Source organism: Anaerolineales bacterium, from assembly GCA_037382465.1.
GTDB lineage: Bacteria > Chloroflexota > Anaerolineae > Anaerolineales > E44-bin32 > WVZH01.
Genome location: JARRPX010000117.1, coordinates 1 through 3,937 on the forward strand (window position 1 = coordinate 1; position 3,937 = coordinate 3,937).

General features: G+C 58.5%; 3 protein-coding genes. All 3 read right to left on the minus strand.

Going from position 1 to position 3,937, the window contains the following annotated elements:
• On the minus strand, window positions 1-180 hold a 180-nt coding region (locus P8Z34_17050; GenBank protein MEJ2552381.1), incomplete at its 3' end, for a hypothetical protein.
• Between the two features lie 232 nt (window positions 181-412).
• Window positions 413-3,334 carry a type IV secretion system DNA-binding domain-containing protein gene (locus tag P8Z34_17055; protein MEJ2552382.1) on the minus strand — a complete coding sequence of 974 codons (2,922 nt, stop codon included), beginning with the start codon at window positions 3,332-3,334 and terminating at the stop codon, window positions 413-415.
• Window positions 3,335-3,697: 363 nt separating this feature from the next.
• The coding region (locus tag P8Z34_17060; GenBank protein ID MEJ2552383.1) for a hypothetical protein at window positions 3,698-3,937 on the minus strand (240 nt) is incomplete at its 5' end.

Sequence of the window (3,937 nt, forward strand, 5' to 3'; positions counted from 1 at the left end):
CTCCGGCACTTCGAGGCCGGGAACATCCGGCTCTTCATCCGATAAGGACTGAAAGTAAGAAATTGCTTCCGCCTGGACATCCTCTTTTCCCGCCTCCAAACTGCGCACAATCCCGTCAACAACTTCGTCACACTCATCGACTTCTTGCTTGGGTAGATGATCAGCGTCATCGACGTTCATACCTTCCTGTATCTCACCCAGTCCCTATCACATCCCCCTGTTCGCAATTCTACAATCGTCCCACCTGGTGTTCGAATCCTCCCCGATAAAGGCACCGACCCAGATTACGTGTCGTTTTCCTGGCATTCATCCCAGGTGCTATCACAACGCCGTGCATTTCAGGTTGATCAACCTACACGACCTCATTTGACTGCCGTATGGGTTCGATTGGCCTCAGCCGATCCATCCTGCTTTATCGACGAAAATTCGCCTCCTCCCCTTCTTCGCCGGCGTCCTTCAATGACTCCTCAAACCCCGAAAGGAAATCCCGCCACTCCTCGGCCGCAATTTCACCACTCACGCACAAGAGTCCGGATTTTCGTGGAATCTCCTCTCTGTCCGCACAAAAATGCCGGGGAAGCTCCACATCCCGTAGACCGTCTCGGATCACGCAGGACTCTTTTTCGGGCGACATAGTACTGGACACCCGCGATCGGGCTGGGTGCAGTAAGCGATGAGATCTAGGCGTATGAGTCCCTATCCTACTGATCGTCCGTCCGTCTCCGCTAAAAATCGAATGCATATCAAGTGAATTTCGCAAGGCAGCTTCATAAAGGAGGCTGTAGTTGGCGCGCAATTTGTAGATGCGGTCGGCAAGGTGTCGATCGAACTCAGGAGGAGGTTCACTCTCAAAATAGAAGGGACGGCCGAGTCCTCCGGCCAGTCGTTCGAGGCGCACGTACGCCTTGTGCGGTTCGAGGCTGATAAGCGTATCCGCACTGGGACCACCCTTCTCACCACTGAGTTCATTTTTCGATATGTAGGCAGCATCGTCCCCGTTCATCGTGAAAGCAAAAAGGGAATATACACCGCTGAGGATGATTTCCGGTATTTCAGGATCCTGTTTTCGCAGGCTGGCCATGGACTGCGTTCCCAGGATCATGCGGCCGCCATATTTACGCATCTGCTGGATGAGATCCTCCCAGCTAACCCCCGTGAAGGTCTGAAATTCGTCGATCACGATCAAAACGGGCACACGGCTGCGGAAATTTTTTTCTCCCTGCCGGATCAATTCCATGAGCACGATGTTGATCATCAATGAACCCACGAAGTCACTCACTTCAGATCCATACTTGTTTTTGCCGGTATTGATCACCAGGACGTTGCGATCCCGCACGATCTCGCCGACGTTCAATTTCGACTCGGGGCAACTGAATATCGGCAGCATCGGCTCTTCTTCAAAACGATGCGCTTTCGACAGGACGGGTTGAATCACCTGTTCCCGAAAATTACGCGTGAGTTCCTCGTAGTCGTGCAGGAAATATTTCGCCAGTGTTTGTCTGTGGGGGCTGCCGTCCAATTCCCGGGCGATGAATCTTCTCCGCACGCCCGCATCCGCATTCAGCACGGCCGCCAGTTGGGAAAGCCCCAGGCATGCATCTTTGGGACGAAGCTCGTTGGCGGCCGTGAGCAGTTGGACCCCGCGCTTGAGCGGAATCTGCATTCTCGGGCCCCAGTACCTCGTCCACAACGCCTGACCGATGTCGACGATCGAATTCGTGACCTCGATCACCCCCCATCCCGCTCGATGCACGTCGAGCGGATTCAGCGTATAGGCGTAGTCCTTGTCGGTGATGTCGAAAATCCGAATTCGATCCGCATCCGCAGGATCGAGCGTGCCCAGAAATTCGTCGACCAGATCGCCGTGCGGATCGATGAGGATCAAAGCCGGCCGGTCCCGATCCGCCATTGCCGCCCGGGAAAGATGCAGCATCAACGTCGATTTCCCCGCATCCGGTTTGCCGATGCAGAAAATGTTGTGCTTCAACGCCGTGGCAGAAATGTGGACCGCTTTCTTGGCCCCATCCGCCGTGAAGTAGGACCCGATCTTGTAGAAACCCCGCACGTCCTCCGGGTCGGGCGAGCGCATCTCCACGCCGCGCACAGGAACCAATCCCGGGGAGAGCCGCTCGTTGACGATCGGCGGATGCCAGAGTCCGGCAATTTCGTCCGGGCCGAGCCACGTCCACACCCCGTCAGGTACACCGGACGCCTCCGGCCACGCGCCCTGTCCCGCGAACGGATCCGGCGCGATCGCGAAACGATTCCCGCCCGCCACGGCGTACTGTGCCACTGCATCCCCGAGTCTCCCGGCGAGGAGGCGCGCCTCGCCGGGAGACTTCGCCCAGACGCTGGCCCGCACCACCGCCTGGTAGAACGTATCTTGATAGACGACTTTCTGCCGCACGAGCGAAAGGTCTGCACCGTGCCACGGATCGTCCGGCCGGCCCAGAAAGCGCCACAGCAGCCCGCCGAGGGAAATGCCGGAAATGGAAAAGAGGCTGAAGGAAAACCATTTCCCCTGGACGGCGAGCAGCGCCATGACGAAGGCGAACAGGATGACGAGCAGGTGGGCGGTCCCGTTTGCCCAGGCGACGTTTTGCGGCAGCGGCGATTGGCCGAAAGCGGGCGTACGGGAGGCGAGCGTGCCGCCTTCGTCGACGCCGTAGCCGCGTTGAAACTCGAGTTTGAGCCGGCGCTGAATCGTGGGCAGCCAGGCCGGTTCTCCCTTGCGCGCCAGAAAAACCTGAAGCCAGATGCGCTCGTGGGGCTCGAGCCCCAGCATGGCCGCCAGAAGTGAGTGCACCGGATCGCCCTGCAGGAACGTTTTCCACGTACGGATCGGCAGGTAGCAGGCTTCCTTCAATTGAAAGGCGAAGTCACAGCGCACGGCGCTCGCCAGCGTTTCGCTGCGTTCTTCGACCGGATCGCTCTCGAGCGGGCGCAGCACGGCGCTGGGCCACAGCGTCTGGATCTTCCCCGCCAGGTAGCGCAGGTCTCTCCGCCGGCCCCGGACGAGCATCACCCGGCGGTCCCCCGCGGCGTACATTTCCAGCGCCAACGGAAGCGGCAGCGAACTCAGAAATTGCCCCACCGCCTCCTCGTCCACCTCGTTGTGCGCCGGCAGGAGCAGTTCGGCGGCGCAGGGTGGGTTGGACGAGAAATCGGAGGGAATCGGAATCTGATCCGTGTCTGCTTCTGCGCTGATCCAGCTTACGTCGACCGCGACGAGTTCGCCGCCGCAGCGGCCGCAGCGCATCCCCCGGCCGGCGCCCTGCGCCAGCGTGTGGGAGAGGCCGCAGTCCCGGCAGACGAGCGCGGGTTCGGATAACATGCACGCCCTCACCGAAGGGAAGTTCGCTTCCTCCCTTCTCATGGATTGCTTCTATCTATTGTACGAACGGTGGGATTATCTGGGCGTGACGCGGCCGTCACGCAGGCGGGACGCGGGCGTCCTTCGACTTCACGCAATGCTGTGCATCTCGTTCCGCTCAGGAAGAAGGTTGTAAAACGGCTGGCGCCGGATGTTTATCCCCGCGTTCGCTCCGGGCAGATCAATGTCTGCTCAATCGGTTGCGGATGAACACCCGCAGCCAGTGTATTGGAAGAGTAAGATGATGGGTTTCGGCTCCCGCGACCCAACCTACAAACTGGCCTGACGAAGCAAATCCAATGCGGCGCGCATCATCTTTAGTGATCAATACGGGCAAACATCCTCAAGCTGATAATCCCCATTTTGAAGCCCGTGGTGGTAATTTCCCAGGTAGAACAATATCCTTTCTTCAAAACGCCCCGCTTCTTCGATGACCTGCATACAGGCGTCCGGCATGCTCGATGAAGGAAGATATTCATTCATGAAGATTTCTGCAAGGTGCGTGAATTCAGATCCAGGCTCTCCTGGCGGGTAGAATTCCTGCAGATTCGCCAACACAACCTG

Coding starts and splice junctions, on each gene's coding strand:
- P8Z34_17055 (MEJ2552382.1), bottom strand. CDS start 3,334: ATGTTATCCGAACCCGCGCTCGTCTGCCGGGACTGCGGCCTCTCCCAC.